This is a genomic window from Variovorax paradoxus NBRC 15149 (assembly GCF_001591365.1).
GTDB classification, from domain to species: Bacteria; Pseudomonadota; Gammaproteobacteria; order Burkholderiales; family Burkholderiaceae_C; genus Variovorax; species Variovorax paradoxus.
The window spans coordinates 1-1,146 of the sequence record NZ_BCUT01000016.1 but is presented as its reverse complement, the minus strand read 5'-3'; the positions used below and the strand labels follow the sequence as shown (position 1 = coordinate 1,146).

The following is a 1,146-nucleotide window of genomic DNA, read 5'->3' as shown; positions in this document are numbered from 1 at the left end:
GCAGCGAAATGAATGCGAAGGGACTTCTCGCTTCCTGGTCACGGCATCGAGTGCCAAGATTGATTTGCGAAGTCAATCTGAAACCTTTGGAAGGAGAAGCCCCATGAACGAGATTACCCGAGTCGGCATCGATCTGGCAAAGCACGTCATTGAGGTTTTTGCGGTCAACGCGGCCGGCGTGCGCGTTACGGGGCGTGCATTGCCGCGCGCTAAATTCCTGGCTTGGTGCGCGCAATTGCCCGCGGGCTGCCTGGTCGCCATGGAGGCCAGCTCCAGTGCGCATTACTGGGCGCGCAAGCTGCTCGCCCTGGGGCTGGATGCCCGCATCATCGCCGCCGCGCACGTCGTGGCCTATCGCCTGCAGGGCAAGAGCGGCAAGAACGACGCCAACGATGCTGCCGCCATCTGCGAGGCCGCCTCGCGCCCGCACATGCACTTCGTGCCGATCAAGAGCGTGGAGCAGCAAAGCATGCTGTGCATTCACCGCCTGCGCGAGGGCGTCAAGGCAGACCGCACCGCCTGCATCAACCGCATTCGGGGCCTGCTGGCGGAGTTCGGGCTGGTGTTCGCCCAAAGCCCCGAGGCGCTGCGCCAGGTTCTTCCCGATGTGATGGAAGACGCTGGCAATGAACTCGGCGGCCTTGCCCGGCTGGCGCTGCACAGAGCGTATGCACAGTGGCAGGAACTCGATGCGCACCTGCGCTGGTGCGACGAGCGCATTGCCGCGCACGGCAAGGCCAGCGAGCAGGTGCGCCAGGCCGAGCAGTTGCTGGGCGTGGGACCGGTCACGGCCTCCGCGGTGGTGGCAACCGTGGGCGACTTCAAGCAATTCAAGAACGGTGCACAGTTCGGCGCCTGGCTGGGCCTGACGCCCCGACAGAACTCCAGCGGGGGCAAGAACAACCTGGGGCGCATCACCAAGCGCGGCGACGCGTACCTGCGCACGCTGCTGATCCAGGGGGCCAAGTCGATAGTGCTGACGGCGCACAGGCGCGACGACCCGATCTCGCGCTGGGTGCAGGCCTTGCGCGAGCGCTGCGGCTGGCAGAAGGCCGTGGTGGCGTTGGCCAACAAGAACGCACGCATTCTGTGGGCCGTGTTCGCACGGGGCCGGCCCTTCGATGCGCACCACGTCAGTACCAAACC

1 protein-coding gene is annotated in these 1,146 nt (G+C 65.5%); it reads left to right on the top strand.

The annotated features are described in order from the left end of the window. Positions 1-103: 103 nt before the first annotated feature. The coding region (locus tag VPA02S_RS31165) for an IS110 family RNA-guided transposase (protein WP_062367370.1) at positions 104-1,146 on the top strand (1,043 nt) is incomplete at its 3' end.